The sequence below is a fragment of the Burkholderia singularis genome (assembly GCF_900176645.1).
GTDB classification, from domain to species: Bacteria; Pseudomonadota; Gammaproteobacteria; order Burkholderiales; family Burkholderiaceae; genus Burkholderia; species Burkholderia singularis.
Window position 1 is genome coordinate 1 of record NZ_FXAN01000057.1, and the last position, 18,055, is coordinate 18,055.

The window sequence follows — 18,055 nt, forward strand, 5'->3', positions numbered from 1 at the left end:
CGGCACCAGCGCGGCGGCGGCCGCCGCCATGGCCGCCGCGCATGCCGCGCAAGCGAACGCCGCCGCATTGAGCGCCGCCGACGACGCCGATCTCGATTTGCCGAGCCTGACCGCGCACGAGGCGGCGGCCGGCCGCCGGACTTGGCGCCCCGGTTCGGGCGCGCCGACGAACGGCGAAGCCGATTCGATGTACGAACGCTCGAAACTGAACCCGGTGCTCACGTTCGACAATTTCGTGACCGGCAAGGCGAACCAGCTCGCGCGGGCGGCGGCGATCCAGGTCGCCGACAATCCCGGCGTCTCGTACAACCCGCTGTTCCTGTACGGCGGCGTCGGCCTCGGCAAGACCCACCTGATCCACGCGATCGGCAACCAATTGCTGCTCGACAAGGCAGGCGCGCGCATTCGCTACATCCACGCGGAACAATACGTGTCCGACGTCGTGAAGGCATACCAGCGCAAAGCGTTCGACGATTTCAAGCGCTACTACCATTCGCTCGACCTGCTGCTGATCGACGATATCCAATTCTTCTCGGGCAAATCGCGCACGCAGGAGGAGTTCTTCTACGCATTCGAAGCGCTCGTCGCGAACAAGGCGCAGGTGATCATCACGAGCGATACGTACCCGAAGGAAATCTCCGGCATCGACGATCGCCTGATCTCGCGCTTCGACTCCGGGCTGACCGTCGCGATCGAGCCGCCCGAACTCGAAATGCGCGTCGCGATCCTGATGAGAAAGGCGCAGTCCGAGGGCGTGAACCTGTCGGAGGACGTCGCGTTTTTCGTCGCGAAGCATCTGCGCTCGAACGTGCGCGAGCTGGAGGGAGCGCTGCGCAAGATCCTTGCGTATTCGAAATTCCACGGCCGCGAGATCACGATCGAGTTGACCAAGGAAGCACTGAAGGATCTGCTCACCGTGCAGAACCGGCAGATTTCGGTCGAGAACATTCAGAAAACCGTCGCCGATTTCTACAACATCAAGGTCGCCGACATGTATTCGAAAAAGCGCCCGGCGAACATCGCGCGGCCGCGGCAGATCGCGATGTACCTCGCGAAGGAGCTCACGCAGAAGAGCCTGCCCGAGATCGGCGAGCTGTTCGGCGGACGCGACCATACGACCGTGCTGCATGCGGTGCGCAAGATCGCCGACGAGCGCGGCAAGGACGCGCAACTCAATCACGAGCTGCACGTGCTCGAGCAGACACTGAAGGGATGACGCGCGGATCGCCCGGCTTGATAAGCGCAAAACCGCCCCAATTTAAAAGGGGCGGTTCGGTTTTGAGGCACAATACTGGTTTGACCGCCTCCCGGCGGCGGGCCGCCTGCCCGTCCGGACAGGCGCTGCGGGGCTTGCAGGCCGTTATTTGAACGAAGGAACTCTATGCAACTGGTCAAGACCGAACGAGACACCCTCCTAAGGCCGCTGCAAACCGTGAGCGGTATCGTCGAACGCCGCCACACGTTGCCGATCCTCGCCAATCTGCTGATCACGAAGAGCGGCTCGGACGTGTCGTTTCTGTCGACCGACCTCGAACTCCAGATCACCACGCGCGCCGATTTCGGCGTCGGCGGCGATCAGGTGGCGACCACCGTCGCGGCGCGCAAGCTGCTCGACATCCTGCGCGCGATGCCGGACGGCCAGGTCACGCTGACGCTCGCGGACAAGCGCCTGACCGTGCAATCCGGCAAGAGCCGCTTTGCGCTGCAAACGCTCGCCGCCGACGAATTTCCGACCGTGGCGCAAGCGAAGGATTTCGGCGCGAGCCTGAGCGTGCCGCAAAAAGCATTCCGTCAGTTGCTCGGGATGGTGCATTTCGCGATGGCGCAGCAGGACATTCGCTATTACCTGAACGGAATGCTGCTCGTCGTCGACGGCGACCGGCTGATGGCGGTGGCGACCGACGGTCACCGCCTCGCGTACTCGTCGATGAAGATCGAAGGCTCGTTCGGCCGCCAGGAAGTGATCGTGCCGCGCAAGACGATTCTCGAACTGCAGCGCCTGCTCGAGGATATCGACGACACCGTCAAGATCGACATCGCGCAGACGCAGGCGAAATTCACGTTCGGCCAGGTCGAACTCGTCTCGAAGCTCGTCGAGGGCAAATTCCCCGACTTCCAGCGCGTGATCCCGAAGGCCCACAAGAACACGTTCGAGATCGGCCGCGAGGAGTTGCAGCGTTCGCTGCAGCGCGCGGCCATCCTGACGTCCGACAAGTTCAAGGGCGTGCGCTGCATCGTCGCGCCCGGCCAGTTGAAAATCATGTCGACGAACGCCGACCAGGAGGAAGCGCAGGAGGAACTGGAAATCGCCTACCAGGGCGATACGGTCGACATCGGCTTCAACGTCACGTATCTGCTCGACGTGCTCGCGAACCTGAAGGTCGACACCGTGCAGGTGAGCCTCGGCGACGCAAGCTCGAGCGCGCTCATCACCGTGCCTGAGAACGACGAATTCAAGTACGTCGTGATGCCGATGCGCATTTGAGCGCGCGCGACTGACCGATATACCAAGGGGCGGCAAGCCCCTTTGGCGTTTTTATGGCGATTTGAGAAGTATCGCGCTGCCTTGCCGGCGGCCAGCAGAACCGGAAGAAATCCATGACTGAACAGCACAATTCGCAGCCCGAAAACAGCTATGGCGCCTCGTCGATCCAGATTCTCGAGGGTCTGGAGGCAGTGCGCAAGCGTCCCGGGATGTACATCGGCGATACGTCGGACGGCACCGGTCTGCACCACCTCGTGTTCGAAGTGCTCGACAACTCGATCGACGAGGCGCTCGCCGGCCATTGCAACGATATCCACGTGACGATCCACGCGGACAACTCGATCTCCGTCACCGACAACGGCCGCGGCATTCCGACCGACGTCAAGCTCGACGACAAGCACGAACCGAAGCGCTCGGCCGCCGAGATCGTGATGACCGAGCTGCATGCGGGCGGCAAGTTCGACCAGAACAGCTACAAGGTGTCGGGCGGCCTGCACGGCGTCGGCGTGTCGTGCGTGAACGCGCTGTCGAGCTGGCTGCGCCTGACCGTGCGCCGCAACGGCAAGAAGCACTTCATGGAGTTTCAGCGCGGCGTCGCGCAAAACCGCGTGCTCGAAACGCGTGACGGCGTCGAAGTCTCGCCGATGCAATTGATCGGCGACACCGAGAACCGCGGCACCGAAGTGCACTTCATGGCCGATCCGACGATCTTCGGCACGGTCGAATACCACTACGACATCCTCGCGAAACGCATCCGTGAGCTGTCGTTCCTGAACAATGGCGTGCGCATTCGCCTGACCGACCAGCGCACCGGCAAGGAAGACGATTTCGCGTTCGTCGGCGGCGTGAAGGGCTTTGTCGAATACATCAACAAGACGAAGAGCGTGCTGCATCCGACCATCTTCCACATCAACGGCGAGAAGGACGGCGTCGGCGTCGAGGTCGCGATGCAATGGAACGACAGCTACAACGAAAACGTGCTGTGCTTCACGAACAACATCCCGCAGCGCGACGGCGGCACGCACCTCACCGGCCTGCGCGCGGCGATGACGCGCGTGATCAACAAGTACATCGCCGACAACGAGATCGCGAAGAAGGCGAAGGTCGAGACGACCGGCGACGATATGCGTGAAGGACTGTCGTGCGTGCTGTCGGTGAAAGTGCCCGAGCCGAAGTTCAGCTCGCAGACGAAGGACAAGCTCGTCTCGTCGGAAGTGCGCGCGCCGGTGGAGGAAGTGGTCGCGAAGGCGCTCGAGGAATTCCTGCTCGAAACACCGAACGACGCGAAGATCATCTGCGGCAAGATCGTCGAGGCGGCGCGCGCGCGGGATGCCGCGCGCAAGGCGCGCGAGATGACGCGCCGCAAAGGCGTGCTCGACGGCGTCGGCCTGCCCGGCAAGCTCGCCGACTGCCAGGAGAAAGACCCGGCGAAGTCGGAAATCTACATCGTCGAGGGCGACTCCGCCGGCGGCTCGGCCAAGCAGGGACGCGACCGGAAATTCCAGGCGATCCTGCCGCTGCGCGGCAAGGTGCTGAACGTCGAGAAGGCGCGCTACGACAAGCTGCTGTCGTCCGAACAGATCGTCACGCTCGTGACCGCGCTTGGCTGCGGAATCGGCAAGGACGACTACAACCTCGACAAGCTCCGCTACCACCGGATCATCATCATGACCGACGCGGACGTCGACGGCGCGCACATCCGCACGCTGCTGCTCACGTTCTTCTACCGGCAGATGCCGGAAATGATCGAGCGCGGCTACGTGTACATCGCGCAGCCGCCGCTCTACAAGGTAAAGGCGGGCAAGGACGAGCGCTATCTGAAAGACGACGCGGAGTTGAGCGCGCACATGCTGCGGCTCGCGCTGCAGAACTCGGAACTCGTGCCGCAGGAAAACGCCGCCCCCATCTCGGGCGATGCGCTCGGCGAGTTGGCGCGTTCGTATCTGCTGTCGCGCGGGGTGATCGAGCGGCTCGGACGGCTGTACGACCCCGCGGCGCTCGAGGCGATCATGGACGGCGTATCGATCGATCTGTCGAACGACGCGGCAACGCAAGCGTCCGCGAAAGCGTTGCAGGCCGCGCTCGAGGACGACACGCACAAGAACGAAGTGCGGGTTCTGCCGGCGTATGACGAAGTGCGCGAGCACCGGTCGCTGCGGATCGAGCGGCCGCATCATGGCAATGTTCGCGTGTCGGTGATCGACGAGGAATTTCTTGTCACCGCCGATTATCAGCAGCTCGTGAATACCGCGAATACGTTCAAGGGGTTGATCGGCAACGGTGCGCTGATCAAGCGCGGCGAGCGCAGCTCCGAGGTGTCGAACTTCAAGAGCGCGATGCAATGGCTGATGTCCGACGCGGAACGCAATATGTCGAAGCAGCGCTACAAGGGGCTCGGCGAGATGAATCCCGAGCAGCTGTGGGAAACCACGATGGACCCGGACGTGCGGCGCCTGCTGCGCGTGCAGATCGAGGATGCGATTGCGGCCGATGGGATTTTCACGACGTTGATGGGCGATGAAGTCGAGCCGCGGCGTGCGTTTATCGAGTCGAATGCGTTGCGGGCGGGGGATATTGATGTTTGAGGGGGGCGTCGCTCGTAAGCATCCCAACTGATCCCTTCGGTCCTCCACGAAACAAAAAGCGCCGCCAAGCGGCGCTTTTTGTTTTTCGATCCCCCCTCGCTACGCCTCTCCCCCCGACTCGGCCGCCTCATTCGCATGGGCCGACAGCGGTTCGCCGATCGCATAGAAATGGCCGCCCGCGACATGATGCAGGCTCCGCCATGCCGGCCCCGCGCGCTCGAAGCGCCAGTGACCATCCCGAAACACGCGCGTGTCGGACCATGCATCGACGATCTCGCCAATGAACAAGTCATAAGCCTGCTGGTTATGAGGCTCGGGGATAAGCTTGCATGCGAGCCACGCCGCGCAGCCCGCGACGAACGGCAACGCGTGACCGTCGATGTCGAACAGCGTGACACCCGCCTGTTGCAGCTTGCCCGGCTCATCCATCGCACTTACGGTGCCGACTTCATGCGTCAGCCGCAATTGCGCGGCCGTCGGCACCTGAATCGCGAACAAGCCACTCTGCTCGATAAGCGCGCGCGTTTTCGTCGCCTTGTCCAGCACGACCGTCAGCTTGGGCGGAGAGAAATCCAGGGCGCACGCCCATGCTGCGGCCATCACGTTATCCACGCCCTCGTGACGGGCCGATACGAGCACGGTCGGCCCGTGATTGATGAGCCGGTAGGCCTTGGCCAACTCGACTCGGGCGATATGGCTGTTCATTCACACTCCTCAAGAACGGGGCGCTTTTCAGATAAACATCCGGCTAATCGATGCGCCCTCAGCCGTTCATTATTGCACGCCGGCCTGTATCGTTTTGTATGAAACACGCGCTCCATTCTGGTGCAAACGGACTAATTCATCGAAGCTTCATGTCGCCATTCAATCTAAATATTAAATGGCTGCCAAAATAAATCGGCATATCCAGCAACGCACCGATTCGACGGTGCCATATACCTTCGGATATCTTCACCAAGTCGTTCAAATGAATATTATGAGCGACATGGTTTCATCAACGCCAACAGATAAGAGCAATAACGCAAACTCGCATTGAAACGGGCAATTCCCGCATTTGCCTCAATTTCGGCGAGTATGCAAATCAAACAAAAAAACATATCGAGGCTCTCGAAAGAGTCCAGGTACATCAGCCAGCCACACTTCGATAAGCGAGGTATTTCTATTCGAGTTGTCCCTGCAATAGCGCGGTCGTCGACCGTTTATCCATTTCACTGAATTTTATTTTCCCGCGATCGTCTCTGGAGGCATCCATGAACCGAGTCCGCAATTCCGGCATCACGCATCCCGCACCGTTCTTCTCCGAATCGGAAAGCCTGGAACGCAAAGCGAAAATCGACCGATATCTCGATAAAAAAATGGAGGAATGGCGTCAGTCGATTCCCTATGCGTCGCACATGAAAGACAAAAATATCAACATGAATTACTACCGTCGCACGCTGATCGAGCACGTGTGGCGCATTCGCCTGTCGCGAGCGAGCCAGGCCAAGGCCATCTATAAGATCGCGCAGATCTCTCCGGCTGCCGCACAAGACTATGCGCATTATCAGGCCGACGAAATGCTGCACGACAAGCTCTACATCCGCGATTGCGAAGCAGCCGGCGTGTCGATCGAGGAAATCCTGAATACCGAGCCTTATCTGTCGACCAAACTTTTTGAAGGCTTTTTTTATTACACCCTCGAACACGAACACCCGATGGCGCCGGTGGTATCGAACTACCTCGTCGAATATACGCAGGCCAAGCTGCAGCCGGACATCGTGAAGAATCTCAAATCCACGCTCGGCCACGATCTGATCAAGGGGCAGGAGGCGCATCTCGTCGTCGACACGCGAGACGACCATTCGCTGGAAATGTGGAAGATCCTCAATCAACTCATTCTCAGCGAGGAGGATTACGAGGCCGTATTCAAGTACATCGACGATGTACAGGAAATCCTCGCCATGTTCTTCCGCGAAATCTACGAAGACACGGTATTGGCACCGCAAAAATCCGCTGCGTGACCGCCAGCGCCGACGCGTAGCATCCCGGATGCCGGCGTGCCGGCGCCGCTCTTGCCGCCTGTCGATGGTTCGGCAGGCGGATCATGTATGTATCCCCGGAACCGATTCCTCATTTCACGATCCGCAGAATTCAGATCATTTGGAGGGAATATGTATTTGCGTGTCGAACCGATTAAGACGTTGGGGCGGAATATGAGGGTGCCCGCCTCGAAACCGGAAACGCAGCGCGCCATCATCGCCGCGAGTCTCGCCCAGGGTATCTCGACCGTGCGCAACGACTTGCGCTGCGTAGAAACGGAAACCATGAAAACCGCTTGTCGCAAGCTGGGCGCGACGATCGACGAAACCGCGGGTGCGCTGACGATCACCGGCACCGGCGGCCGCTTCAGCAACGACGTCCACGTCATCGACGCGCAAGGCTCCGGGCTCGTATTCCGCACGATGATGGCATTGAGCAGCATGCGCGGCATTCCGACGATTCTCACGGGCGATGCCACGCTGCGTCGGCGCGTCATGAAACCGCTGTTCGATGCGCTGCATGTGCTCGGCGCGAACTTCACCTATCTCGGCGACGAAGGCAAGGCTCCCGTGATCAATTGGGGCAAGGCGCTCGACGGCTCGCACTGCACGCTAGCGGGCGACATCAGCTCGCAGTTCGTCACCGCGCTGCTCATGACGGCTCCGCTCGCGCAACGCAGCATCGACATCCGGATGACGCCGCCTGTCCTCTCCCAATCGTATATCGATCAAACACTCGACTTCATGAAGCTCGCGGGGCTCGACGTACAAGCCAGCCCCGACTACACCGCCTACCGCGTGTCGCCCGGAGCGTACCGGGCATTCGACACGCACATCAACGCCGACTTCACTTCGCTTTCCTATCTTCTGATGGCTTGCGCGCTTTTTCCCGGCGCCTATCGGATTGCCGGCATCCAGCAAGAAACGCTGCAAGGTGAAAAACTCTTCATCGACATCGTCGAGGCGCTCGGCGTGCGGCTGCGCTACGCGCCCGGCCACATACTCGAAGTCGATAGCTCGAATGCCGGCCTCGAAGGCAATTTCGAGTTTGACGTCAGCAGCGGCCCCAACATCATTCCGACACTCGTCGCGCTGAGCCTTTTCGTCAAAGGCAAGCTGACCGTGCGGGGCGGCTCGGTCACGCGGTTTCACAAATCGTCGCGCATCGAATCGATGGTTGGCGAAGTCCGCAAGCTCGGCGCGGACATCGAGATCATCCGGCATCCGGACGGTCATACGGACGGCTTCGTCACACGCGGCAGGGACCGTTATGCGGGCGGGATTTCGCTTAGCAGCTGCGGTGATCACCGGAACTTCATGTCGCTGTTCGTCGCGGCATTGCGTTTTGACAATGCGTGCAACCTCGACGGCTATGCCGACGTGTCGTGCTCATTTCCGGATTTCATCGATCAGTTCCGCAAACTCGGCGTGGAAAGTCTTGCTGCAAACCATTACTACGTTGCAGCCGCGGACGAATGAATCGAAGTCGTCGGACGACGCCTCGCGCGTCGTCATACTTCCTTCCCACCACCTTGGAGATTCCAGTGGACAAGCGATTCAAACTCGAAAGCAGCGCTACGCAAGCGTCGCAGGCCGGCAATCGCGCTCGATCGCAATCCTGCACGATGCCATTGGAAAGTTCGTGCACACCCGCCAAGCCCATCTGGCAATCCGCTTTGCAGCCGATGCTGGATAACGAATCCGGCCACGCGCCTCCCAAACTGTCGTCCCGGCAGCAGCAAATCCTGATTTACATCATCCGTGGCTATCAAAATAAAGCGATTGCCCATCTGCTCGGCATCGAAATCGTCACGGTCAAGATGCATATCGGCGTACTGTTCAAAAAGCTGGGCGTCCGAAACCGCACCACGGCGGCCGTGCGCGGCATCGATCTCATCCGCGAAAGAGCGGACAAAGCATCGACCAACGCATATTGAACTGCCAGGGGCATCTCGAGTCATCTGCTGGCAGCGCATGCGGTTCCGCGCATTTCTTCGAAAAAATCAAATTGCCCGCGTTACTGCCCGGCTTTGCGCCGTATCGCCGGAACGGGCGCGCCTGGATGCGTCCGTTTCCGGCGCCGTGAATGGCGGATATCGGACGGCCCGCATGGGTCCGGCCACCGGTTGCTTTGCCACAGCGGCCTGAACGGACCGGAGGCGGCCGTACAAGCCGCATCCCATATCAACGATCGCGCGTGCCGCCGCTGCGCGGCGTGGCGCTCGCCATCGCGCGGCATTCACGCGATCCGATAGCGGGCCAGTGCCGATTGATCCCATTCGACGCCGCTTCCCGGCGTGTCGTTCGGCATCGCGTTGCCGTCGACGATCCGCATCGGTTCAGCCAGCACGAGATCGGCATAATCGTAATACTGCAGCCAGTGCGCGGTCGGCGTAACCGCCATCAAGTGCGCGCTGAATTCCTGATAGTTATGCGTGCTCACCGATAGCGACGCCGCATCGGCCAACGCCGCGCCTTGCATCCAGCGCGAGACGCCGCCGATCTTCATCAGATCGAACATCAACAGATCGGATGCGCCAGCCGCAATGCATTTGCCAAGCTCGTTCGTCCCAAAGCAGTTCTCGCCCATCTGAATCGGCGTGATTGTCTCGCGCGCGATGCGCGCGTGTCCCGCATAGTCGTCCTGCCGAGTCGGCTCCTCGATCCAGCCCAGCCCGAACGAATCGAGCGCCCTGCAGCGGCGAATCGCCTCGTCCACCGTCAACCCCTGGTTGTAGTCGACGCACAGCATCGACTTCGTGCCGAGCACGGATTTCACTGCGGCCACCACCTCGAGATCCTGTTCGAGCGAAATATGGCCGAGCTTGATTTTCATCGCCCGAAAGCCGCGCTCCAGCGATTGCTCCGCGAGCCGGCAACTGGCGTCGACACCGAGCATCCCGATGCTCGAATACGCGGGAATCGGCTGCGGCGCGCCGCCGAGCGCGCGGGACAACGGAACGCCCAATGCGCGAGCATGCGCATCCCAAAGCGCCATCTCGACGCCGGCCACCGCCATGCTGACCAGCCCCGTATTGCCGACCAGATGAAAATGCGATTCGAGCAGATCGCGCGTATCGAGCGCAATAAGCTGCTTGCCTTGCAGCAGCTCGCCGAACGATGCGATCAGCGTCGACAGCGGTTTGAGAACGAGTGGGGTGAATACGAACAGATACGCGTGCCCCATGACGCCCTGCTCGGTGTGCAGATCGATCAGCACGAACGGCGCATCCGCAATCAAGCCGCTTGCCGTGCGGATCGGGTTCGACATCGGCAACCTGACGGCAGTGACCGTCAATTCGCGAAACGTCAACGCAGACGACATGAACTCTCTCCCTATCGATGCAGCTTCGGTTCAGGCCCGGCGACGGGCGCCGCCGGCCAATCGCGGCCGCTTACAGCGTCAGAATTGCGCGCACACGACAATCAGCCCGGACGTCACGAGTGTCAGCCCCCAACGCTCGAGCATGCCGAGCTTCTCGCGCATCAGCTTGCGAGACACCAGATAACTGAACAGCACCTCGACCAGCCCGAGCGTGCGCACGTCCGCCGCGCCGTGAAGCGCAAGCGCGGTCAATTCGCCGATGGTCGCCAGCGCGCCGACCGTTCCGACCGTCAACGAAAAACGCCAGATCCGAACGATCGCGAGCAATCCGGCGCGATTCGCCAGCAGCAGATATCCGCCCAGCACGACCGACTGAATCAACTGCGCCCACAGCACGCCCCACGCGCCGTTCATCCACGGCGTCACGCCCGGCTGATGCAAGGCCGCCGCGCGATAGCCGACCGCCATCAACGCAAACGCCGCGCCCGCGCCCAACCCATAAACGGCCGATAAACCGAACCCGCCGCCCACGTCCGTCGCACGCCGCCCCGGTCCCGAATAGGTCAGCAAGACAACGCCCAGCATCGCGATCAACATGCCCAGCATCGAAAGTCCGCCCGGCACTTCATGCAGCACCAGCAGCGAAACCAGCGCCACTTGCAACGGTTCGGTTTTCGAGAACGCTACCGCCACGACGAAGTTGCGCTGCTTCATCGCCATCAACAACAACGCGGTCCCGCCCAACTGCGCGAGCGCCCCCAGCGTCAACCACCCCGCCCACGCCGCCGTTACCGCAGGCAGCGTGCCCCCCATGCGCGATAACAACAGCACCCATAGCAGCGAAAACGGCAGGCCGTACAGAAACCGCACGAGCGTTGCAGGCAACGTCCCGGCCTGCTCGGTCAAGCTGCGCTGGGCGGCATTGCGCACGGTGCGTCCAAACGCTGCGCACAAGACGATCGGCACCCAGGCCCACTCCCATACAGTCGACGCAAGCAACGGCACCTCCATAGTCATCCGAATCGCATCGCCGGCGGACTAAGAAGCTGAATCGCTCCTGCGCCGACGCTCCGTACCCGCGCGAGCCGCGCGGACCATGCCACGTGCTGCCGGCGCGTTCAGTCCATGCGCTTCCATACCGATATCGGCACATCGCCATTCGGGCGCGCAACGACGCGATAGCTCAATTCATCGCCGTTCAGTTCATAGGTGCGCTTTTGCTGCTCGCCTTCCCAATTCGGAAACGACGCATGTTGAATGTAAAAAACCAGCGTGTGCGACGCCGGATCGATTTCGAGCGTGCCGAAGTGCGTGCTCGATCCCATCACGGCATCCTTGTATTCGGCCTGCGTTGCCGAACGTTTGTCGCCCGAGCCAAAGCGCGCGCGTTCCGCCTTGAAGATCTGCAACGAATAGCGTCCGGCGCGATCGATCATCAAGAGGCCGGACGGCGCGGCGCCATAATCGCGGCCGCGCGTGCCGTCCGGATGTTCGACGTCCGCGGCCACGAGTGCCCAGGTGCCGGCAAGCGACACCGACGCGCCACCCGCAACCGATATGACCGGCATCGCGAGCATTGCGCCCGCGCATGCCAGCTTCGTGGCCAATCGAATCAGCGATCCAGCGTTCGTCATATCGAGTCTCCAGGTTCGTCGTCCAAGGTATCGGAAATCATTGCTCATCTGCGTCAAGCCGGCATTCGCGCCGGCGCGTTGCGTGCGGCTTTGATGATAGCCAAACGACTCTGAAGGAGATGCGATAATTCCGTATCGATGCTGCGGGAAAACTGAATCATGTCTCTGCCGAATCTCGATATGGATGTGATGCGAACGCTGCTGGCCGCTCATCAATTGGGCAGCCTGAACCGCGCGGCCGAGCGCGTCGGCCGGTCCCAATCAGCGATCAGCCAGCAAATCCGCAAGCTCGAGGAGCAAGTCGGCTTGCCGCTGTTTCGCCGCCAAGGGCGCGGGCTCGTGCTGACCGACGCGGGCGACGTGATCCTCTCGTATGCCAAGCGCATTCTCGATCTCAATGACGAGGCAATACGCTCGGTGCGCGGCGCGGCACTCGAAGGCAGCGTGCGTTTCGGCCTGCCCAGCGATTTCGCGGAAACCTGGCTGCCCGGCGTGCTCGGCACATTCAAAAAAACCCATCCCGCGGTGCGCGTCGAAATCGCGGTCGAACCCAATCGCCTGCTGCTCGAGCGTCTCGACAAAGCGGAACTCGATCTGGTGCTGGCGCTCGGTCAGCAAGCGCGCCCCGATGCCGTACATGTCTCGACACTGCCTATGACGTGGATCGGCCCGCAAAACTTCACCCGCCGCTCGACCGCGGGCGCCGCGCTGGATCTCGCGCTCTACAATCCGCCCTGCCTTTTTCGTCGCGCGGGCGTGCAGGCGCTCGACGACGCGAATATTTCATGGCGGCTCGCATACACGACCGCGAGCCTTCAAAGCTTGTGGGCGGGGGTCGCCGCCGGCCTCGGCATCACGCTGCGCACGGCGGCCGGCATTCCGCCCACGCTGCGCCGGCTCGGCGTGCGTGACGGGCTGCCGGAGCTGCCCACGGTGGATTTGTGTCTGCATGGCGCGCACCGCAAACTGTCTCCCGCGCTCGAACAACTCAAGCAAGTCGTGCTGGAAAGCGCCGTCGAACATCTCGCCGTTTGACGCGCCCCCGCACCGCGCGGCCGCCGTCGAACCGTTCACGCGAAGCTTGCCGGCCGCATTCGGCATTGGCGTCACGCCGCTTGCGCCACGGCCGCCGCGACGGCAGGCATCACGCGCTCGTCGAAGATGTCTGGAATGATGCGGCCGGCATCGAGCTGATCCGCATCCACCAACCCCGCAATCGCGTGCACGGCGGCCAGCTTCATCGCATCGGTGAACGCCGGTGCGTGGCTGTCCAGCACGCCGCGAAAGAGCCCCGGATACGCAAGGCCGCCGTCTATCTGATTCGGAAGATCGCTGCGGCCGGTCGCAACGATTGCCCGCGTCCCCCCCAAGTCAGACGGCAGAATTTCGGGTTCGGGATTCGCCAGCGCAAACACGATCGGCTCGCGCGCCATCGATCCGATATCGTCGGCCGTCACCACGCCCGGCCCCGACACACCGAGAAACACGTCCGCGCCCGCGAGCAAGTCGCGCAGCGTGCCGGTCTCGCACGCGCCGTTCGTATGCTCGGCAAACCACGCTTTCGATGGGTTGAGATCGGCGCGGTCGCGATGAATCGCGCCGATCCGATCGCATGCGATCAGCCGCGTCACACCGAGCTGCATGAACATCTTCGCGCAGCCGGTGCCGGCCGCGCCCGCGCCGACCATCACGACCTTGATCTCGCCGATGCGTTTGCCGATCCGCTTCAGCGCATTGAGCAGCGCGGCGCTCGCCGAAATCGCCGTCGCGTGCTGATCGTCGTGCAAAACCGGAATGCCTAGCACCGATTCGAGCCGCGCCTCGATCTCGAAGCAGCGTGGCGCGGCAATATCCTCGAGCATCACCGCCCCGAAAGCCGGAGCGATGCGCGCGACGGTATCGACAATCTCCCCGCTGTCGCGCGTGTCGACACAGATCGGCACCGCATTGATGCCGGCGAAGCGCCGAAACACGAGCGACTTGCCCTCCATCACCGGCAGCGCGGCATACGGGCCGACGTCGCCGATGCCGGATACGGCCGTGCCGTCGGTCACGATCGCGACCGTGTTCTGCCGGATCGTGTAACGCCGGATCAACTCCGGATCGCGATGAATCGCGGCAGCAACGCGCGCGAACCCGGGCGTATAGACGCGAGCCAGATCTTCGCGGGTTTCGATGTTCACCCTGCCCGTCATCTGCAGCTTGCCGCCGAGATGCGCCTGAAACGCCGGATGAGATAGATCGACCATGAGCATGAGTTCCCGACTGAAATTGGACTGGATTGCAAAAAACGACGCATCCGCGCTGACCCGCCGGCTATTCGCAATAGCTGATTCGAAAATGCGTGTCCGATTCGTGCTCGAGCACGTCGATCGATTGCGCGAGCGCGTGCTTGTCGACCACCCAAAGCACATCCATTACGCAAATCGCACGGTCCGAATCCTCGAGCTTCAACCCTGGCTTTCCGTGCAGTTCGAGCAGATCGGGCGGCTGTCCGGCCGCCTCGTATTCGATCGTCTTGATCGTGCGGCCCTTTTCTCCGTACTTGCTGACGAACAGGGTGGCGCGCCGTTCGGCTGGATCGTCGAGGCGCGCGAGCTGCGACACACGGTCGATAAAGGCATGAAACATCGCACGCTCGGCATCGTCCTTCAGCAACAACGAGCGCAGCCACATCTCCAGCATCGACACGCCGGTGACGCGCTCGGTGCTGGCGTTGATCAGGCTGCCGCCCATGCGTGGGTTGATCTCGATGATTTCCCAGCGCCGTTTCGCTTCCCAATACTTCATCTCGACGTGATACGCCCCTTGCGTCAAACCGATACGCGTGAGGCAATCGCAGACGAATCGCGCACCGTCCAGCAAGCTGTCGCACGACAGCGAAACGGGAGGGGAAATCGACATGCTTTCGAGCGTGGTGCGCTGCAAGCGCTCGACGCGCGCTTTTTCGTGGATGCAGATGACGCGCGGCCGATCAGCCGCGACGATCTCGAAGCTGAATTCCGGCCCTTCGACATACTCTTCGGCGAAAAACCCGTACTTGCCCATGAAGATGGCCGACAATTTCCGGTCGTCCAGCATTTGCGCCCGCATCCTCGGCAAATCGTCGAGATCGCGCATGCTCTCCAGAATGAAGCACCCGAACGACGCCGCGCCGCGCACCGGCTTGACGAACCAACGGCGCGACGGATCGAGGTCGAGCCGCGCGGGGTCCTCGCCCTCGTTGAGGCGCACGCTCGTCACCGCGCTGAGCCCGGCGCGACGGAGAAATTCGCGGCAACGGAATTTGTCCAGACTCAGCTCCAGCGCCTCGCGCGGCGCATCCCGCGAGCCGAGCGCGCGGTTCAGATCGGCCATCAGCAGGCGATAGCCCTCGAAGGTCGCGATCGCCGCGAGCAGCCGGTAATGACGTTGCTCGAAGGTGCGAACCGCTTGCTCGACGTCCGCCTGCGTGAGTTCGGCGTGCTCGACGAGCACCCAGTCGTCGAGCAACGTTTTGTTCCGCTCGAATACCTCGGGATCGGGCGGCAACGAACTGAGCGCAACGAGCGCGATATCGCGTGTGGCGAGCAGCGCGCTGAGTTCGCGCGTGAAAGAGTTGCCCTGATGCATCAGCAAGACGATGGCGTCTTTCATTGCATGGTCTCCCCGGCCGGCTGAAGCATCCCGAGCGTTTGCTGGTACGCGAGCAGCGCATCCACCAACAAACCGGCGCCGTCGCGACAGGGATCAACCACCGGCAAGCCGGTTTGATCCCGCAGCACCTGCATTTCGTGGCGATATGCTTCGTCGCTCAAGCCCGCGCTGTTGACGCTGATCGCCACCACTTTCGCCGGCCGCTCGAAGACGGTCAGCGCTTCGTTGAGCCTGATCAGCTCCGCAAGCGGCCGAATCTTCGTATTCCAGACCTTCGTGCGCTCGAGCCCGAGCCGATGACAGAAAATCAGCGCATGCGGCAAACCGCCATGCAGCAGCGCCAACGCAATGCCGCTCGCGCCGATGTGATTGAGCGACCCCTGCCCTTCAAGCACGACCCAATCGTTTCCCACTGCCGCATCGAGCACCACCCTTTCCGCCGCGCCGGCGACAAAGTCGCTCGGAATGCAGTCGACGACGATTCCGGTGCCGGAAATCAGCATGCCGGTTTGCCCCGTCGCCGCGAATCCGGTGCGGATGCCGCGCCGGTTGGCTTCGTGAGTGATTTCGAGCGCCGCTGTCTTTTTCCCGATATTCGAATCGCTGCCGCACGTATGCACAACGAAACAGTCCAACTCCAGCACACGCGCCTTATTGAGTTCGAGCGGCACCGGCTCTTTCGTCTCCCAGACGGTAATGCCGGCCTCGCTCGCCGCTTTCGCCAGATCCGGATCGGCATGCAATCTGAAATGGATGCTGTTGATCACATGCAAACCGCGCTGCATCGCCGTGCGAATCGGCTCCTTCCATCCGGACGGCAATTGCGCGGAATGCAGCCCCTTGCCGATGAACAGCACCTCCGGGCCGAAAGCCAGCGCTTGTTCGATATCCGCCACAACCGGGATATCGCCGCCGTATCCGATCACGTCCTGCACACGCTTGCCGGCCTGCGTGCTATCGATCACGGCGAGGCAGCGCTCGGGCCGGTAGCGCAGATAGGACGCCGCCACTTTGCTCGTGAACAGTCCAAAACAGCCTTCGGCGAAAACCACGCATTTTTTTGCAAGCAATTCGGCATGAGATAGGGTTTGCATCCGGGTCTCCATTGAACGGGGCAAATAAAAGCGAGTCATGCAGGAACGGTTTCCAGCACGTATTGCGTCCTGATCGCGTCCATCGAGGCCAACACCTGGGCTTCGTTGCGTCCCTCGACGAGAAAGCGCCCGCCTTGCAGGTGCGTATAGCCGCCACCGGTATCGGTCAACATCTCGCCCGCCGCGGGAATCAGCTCGCGATACAGCCCCGGCACGCGCCCGACGAGCGAGCGGGCAATCACCACTTTGCGCGGCAGCGGCGCTGGCCGCGGAATCGTCAGCCAGCCGCCGCTCGTCGCAACGTTTCGCGGCGGCGACGACGAATTGCCCAGCACGACGTCGACCCACAGCCGGAACAGATTCACGCCGAACACGCGGTGCACGACGTATGGCACGTCGGCGCCCGGCACGCGCGCGCCAACTTCGAGAAAGATCAATTCGCCGTCCCGTTCGAACAATTCGAGATGAAATGCCGAGCCGCGCAGCCCGAGCGCTTGCACGCATGCCGCTGCGAACGCCCGGCACGCGGCCGTCACCGGCGATTCGGTCTGGATGACCGAGCCGAGCGGCACGCCCGCTTCGAATTCGAGACACGACGAGATATAACGGCTCACCGACATGAACACGCTCTGCCCGAATGCATCGACCACGCCGTCCACGTGCAGAATGTCGCCGTCGATGTACTCCTCGATCTCGAATCCTCGAAGCTCGCGCGTCTGCACAATACGGCGCCACGCATCGATCGACTCCACTTTCAGCACGCCTTTGCTCGATGCGCCCCGCACAGGCTTCAAAATCAGCGGAAATCCCAATTCGAGCGCGCGCGCATCGTTATCGCCCGCGCCATCCGCATCGCATGCAAACCAGGCCGGCACGCGAATGCCCGCCGCGTGCAGCAGGCGCTTCATTTCGGTCTTGTCGCGAAACCGATCGACGTCGCCGGGGCGATGCCCCGGAATCTCGAAATGCGCTCTAACGGCCGCCGCCGCATCGAGCAAATACTCCGAGAATGCGAGCACGTGCGTAACCGGCCCGTGCAGGCTGATTACGCGTGCCACCCGTGCAATCACCTCGCCGATATCGTCGAAGCTCGCGACGGCATGCACGCGCCGCGCATCCGCCGTAATCGGCACGCCGGTACGGCCCTCGTCGTCGCATAAATAGCTGACGTCGCAATCCGGCGGAATGATCTCGTCGTATCGGCAAAGCTCATGATCCCATTGCCGGGCGTTGCGGTACTGCGGCCATCGGTTCATCACCAGGACATGAGGCTTCATC

15 protein-coding genes are annotated in these 18,055 nt (G+C 61.9%); 7 read left to right on the forward strand and 8 right to left on the reverse strand.

What is annotated here, in order from left to right; all coding sequences use genetic code 11:
- The 3 genes from dnaA to gyrB all read left to right on the forward strand — a co-directional run.
- Positions 1-1,216: chromosomal replication initiator protein DnaA (gene dnaA / locus BSIN_RS12295; protein WP_143757425.1), on the forward strand; the 1,216-nt coding region annotated here is incomplete at its 5' end.
- 165 nt (positions 1,217-1,381) lie between these two features.
- A complete protein-coding gene (gene dnaN, locus BSIN_RS12300; RefSeq protein ID WP_059572508.1) occupies positions 1,382-2,485 on the forward strand; it encodes a DNA polymerase III subunit beta in 1,104 nt (367 codons plus the stop codon).
- A gap of 113 nt (positions 2,486-2,598) precedes the next feature.
- Complete coding sequence (gene gyrB / locus BSIN_RS12305) at positions 2,599-5,070, forward strand: DNA topoisomerase (ATP-hydrolyzing) subunit B (protein ID WP_089340715.1); 2,472 nt, start codon at positions 2,599-2,601, stop codon at positions 5,068-5,070.
- 99 nt (positions 5,071-5,169) lie between these two features.
- Here gyrB and BSIN_RS12310 read toward each other — a convergent pair whose 3' ends face one another.
- A complete protein-coding gene (locus tag BSIN_RS12310) occupies positions 5,170-5,775 on the reverse strand; it encodes a flavin reductase family protein (RefSeq protein WP_089340716.1) in 606 nt (201 codons plus the stop codon).
- Positions 5,776-6,320: 545 nt separating this feature from the next.
- Here BSIN_RS12310 and BSIN_RS12315 point away from each other — a divergent pair.
- The 3 genes from BSIN_RS12315 (at position 6,321) to BSIN_RS12325 (ending at position 9,025) form a co-directional block, all read left to right on the forward strand.
- Entirely contained in the window at positions 6,321-7,070 is a 750-nt protein-coding gene (locus BSIN_RS12315; RefSeq protein ID WP_059517161.1) for a hypothetical protein, read from the forward strand.
- Between the two features lie 150 nt (positions 7,071-7,220).
- Positions 7,221-8,567, forward strand: a complete 1,347-nt coding sequence (locus BSIN_RS12320) for a 3-phosphoshikimate 1-carboxyvinyltransferase (protein WP_089340717.1) — start codon at positions 7,221-7,223, stop codon at positions 8,565-8,567.
- 65 nt (positions 8,568-8,632) lie between these two features.
- Positions 8,633-9,025: a response regulator transcription factor gene (locus tag BSIN_RS12325; protein ID WP_059517157.1), complete on the forward strand. Its 393-nt coding sequence runs from the start codon at positions 8,633-8,635 to the stop codon at positions 9,023-9,025.
- A gap of 302 nt (positions 9,026-9,327) precedes the next feature.
- On the opposite strand, the gene BSIN_RS12330 is transcribed toward BSIN_RS12325, so the two are convergent.
- From BSIN_RS12330 to BSIN_RS12340, 3 genes are all read right to left on the reverse strand, one after another.
- Positions 9,328-10,413, reverse strand: coding sequence for an enolase C-terminal domain-like protein (locus BSIN_RS12330; protein ID WP_089340718.1), 1,086 nt, complete (start codon positions 10,411-10,413; stop codon positions 9,328-9,330).
- Positions 10,414-10,491: 78 nt separating this feature from the next.
- On the reverse strand, positions 10,492-11,430 hold the full coding sequence (locus BSIN_RS12335; RefSeq protein WP_059517153.1) for an EamA family transporter: 939 nt from the start codon (positions 11,428-11,430) through the stop codon (positions 10,492-10,494).
- A gap of 101 nt (positions 11,431-11,531) precedes the next feature.
- Positions 11,532-12,047, reverse strand: coding sequence for a lipocalin-like domain-containing protein (locus tag BSIN_RS12340; protein WP_089340719.1), 516 nt, complete (start codon positions 12,045-12,047; stop codon positions 11,532-11,534).
- Between the two features lie 159 nt (positions 12,048-12,206).
- Here BSIN_RS12340 and BSIN_RS12345 point away from each other — a divergent pair, with 159 nt between their 5' ends.
- Entirely contained in the window at positions 12,207-13,082 is an 876-nt protein-coding gene (locus BSIN_RS12345; protein WP_059517149.1) for a LysR substrate-binding domain-containing protein, read from the forward strand.
- A 71-nt stretch (positions 13,083-13,153) separates the two neighbouring features.
- Here BSIN_RS12345 and BSIN_RS12350 read toward each other — a convergent pair whose 3' ends face one another.
- The 4 genes from BSIN_RS12350 to BSIN_RS12365 all read right to left on the reverse strand — a co-directional run bounded on the left by BSIN_RS12350 (position 13,154) and on the right by BSIN_RS12365 (position 18,054).
- Positions 13,154-14,296, reverse strand: a complete 1,143-nt coding sequence (locus BSIN_RS12350; protein WP_256583774.1) for an NAD(P)-dependent malic enzyme — start codon at positions 14,294-14,296, stop codon at positions 13,154-13,156.
- Positions 14,297-14,363: 67 nt separating this feature from the next.
- Positions 14,364-15,683 carry an ATP-grasp domain-containing protein gene (locus tag BSIN_RS12355; RefSeq protein WP_089340721.1) on the reverse strand — a complete coding sequence of 440 codons (1,320 nt, stop codon included), beginning with the start codon at positions 15,681-15,683 and terminating at the stop codon, positions 14,364-14,366.
- Positions 15,680-16,777 carry an N-acetyltransferase DgcN family protein gene (locus tag BSIN_RS12360; RefSeq protein WP_089340722.1) on the reverse strand — a complete coding sequence of 366 codons (1,098 nt, stop codon included), beginning with the start codon at positions 16,775-16,777 and terminating at the stop codon, positions 15,680-15,682. The genes BSIN_RS12355 and BSIN_RS12360 overlap by 4 nt, the downstream gene beginning before the upstream one ends.
- Positions 16,778-16,812: 35 nt before the next feature.
- Positions 16,813-18,054, reverse strand: coding sequence for an ATP-grasp domain-containing protein (locus BSIN_RS12365; protein ID WP_089340723.1), 1,242 nt, complete (start codon positions 18,052-18,054; stop codon positions 16,813-16,815).
- Between the last annotated feature and the right edge of the window lies 1 nt (position 18,055).

Bases quoted from the DNA above. Each gene is read 5' to 3' on its own strand.
- dnaN (WP_059572508.1), top strand. From the start codon at position 1,382: ATGCAACTGGTCAAGACCGAACGAGACACCCTCCTAAGGCCGCTGCAA.
- gyrB (WP_089340715.1), top strand. From the start codon at position 2,599: ATGACTGAACAGCACAATTCGCAGCCCGAAAACAGCTATGGCGCCTCG.
- BSIN_RS12310 (WP_089340716.1), bottom strand. From the start codon at position 5,775: ATGAACAGCCATATCGCCCGAGTCGAGTTGGCCAAGGCCTACCGGCTC.
- BSIN_RS12315 (WP_059517161.1), top strand. From the start codon at position 6,321: ATGAACCGAGTCCGCAATTCCGGCATCACGCATCCCGCACCGTTCTTC.
- BSIN_RS12320 (WP_089340717.1), top strand. From the start codon at position 7,221: ATGTATTTGCGTGTCGAACCGATTAAGACGTTGGGGCGGAATATGAGG.
- BSIN_RS12330 (WP_089340718.1), bottom strand. From the start codon at position 10,413: ATGTCGTCTGCGTTGACGTTTCGCGAATTGACGGTCACTGCCGTCAGG.
- BSIN_RS12335 (WP_059517153.1), bottom strand. From the start codon at position 11,430: ATGACTATGGAGGTGCCGTTGCTTGCGTCGACTGTATGGGAGTGGGCC.
- BSIN_RS12340 (WP_089340719.1), bottom strand. From the start codon at position 12,047: ATGACGAACGCTGGATCGCTGATTCGATTGGCCACGAAGCTGGCATGC.
- BSIN_RS12345 (WP_059517149.1), top strand. From the start codon at position 12,207: ATGTCTCTGCCGAATCTCGATATGGATGTGATGCGAACGCTGCTGGCC.
- BSIN_RS12350 (WP_256583774.1), bottom strand. From the start codon at position 14,296: ATGGTCGATCTATCTCATCCGGCGTTTCAGGCGCATCTCGGCGGCAAG.
- BSIN_RS12355 (WP_089340721.1), bottom strand. From the start codon at position 15,683: ATGAAAGACGCCATCGTCTTGCTGATGCATCAGGGCAACTCTTTCACG.
- BSIN_RS12360 (WP_089340722.1), bottom strand. From the start codon at position 16,777: ATGCAAACCCTATCTCATGCCGAATTGCTTGCAAAAAAATGCGTGGTT.
- BSIN_RS12365 (WP_089340723.1), bottom strand. From the start codon at position 18,054: ATGAAGCCTCATGTCCTGGTGATGAACCGATGGCCGCAGTACCGCAAC.